Origin of the sequence: Enterococcus raffinosus (assembly GCF_001886185.1) — a bacterium.
In the GTDB taxonomy this organism is placed as follows: domain Bacteria; phylum Bacillota; class Bacilli; order Lactobacillales; family Enterococcaceae; genus Enterococcus_A; species Enterococcus_A raffinosus.
Genome location: NZ_JXLA01000114.1, coordinates 1 through 708 on the forward strand (window position 1 = coordinate 1; position 708 = coordinate 708).

Consider the following 708-nt stretch of genomic DNA (forward strand, 5'->3'; position numbering starts at 1 on the left):
CTCTGGAATCCGTCATCCAAGATCAGCAAAGACTAAAATTAGACACCCCATTGTGGTTCTGTTTCTTCTAGGGATCTAAGGTTATCCGGATCATCATAATCAATCATCTAGGGATGCACCCCCTTCTTTTTCGCACGAGTTAAGCCCATATAAGTTTTGCCGCCGAACATAGGATAGATAATCTAAGTACCATTTTGCCAATGGTTGACGTCTTACTTCAGAACGCTTATGAATACTTGATCGAAACTGAATATTCGCCTCAAGAACACCTGCGATAAACTCCGAAAACGTATCTGGCTGACCCAACAAAGCCGCCATCACTTTTGTCCCCCAGAGATTACGGAAACGAAGTTCTACTCGAAACCAGCATGAATCACTGTCAGACTCTAACTGCTTGTCATAGACGATGATATACAGATCACTCGTACGTCTGCCAAAGTAAATACTATCGCCTGTAACCTCAGCTGTTTTAACGTGATACTCCTTAATCGTTCTGCTTACCCTGAAGCGAGAAGTCACTAGTCGTTTCTTTAGGTAGCTTTCAGCACGAGTAGGAGATAACGTTTCTTTAGTGTAACTATCTATCGCTACATCCATTCGTTTGATCGAATAACGTTCAATAGAAACATGCTTAGCTATCATCATTAGTTGTTGGAAAAAGTTTCGCCAAGAGTGATCTGCCTGCTCTTCTAAGAAACGACATCCAGC

At 42.1% G+C, this 708-nt stretch carries 1 protein-coding gene; it reads right to left on the reverse strand.

The genetic code is table 11. The annotated features are described in order from the left end of the window. Positions 1-99: 99 nt before the first annotated feature. Positions 100-708 (reverse strand): replication initiation factor domain-containing protein (locus RV13_RS20470; RefSeq protein ID WP_071876011.1); only part of this gene is annotated, 609 nt, incomplete at its 5' end.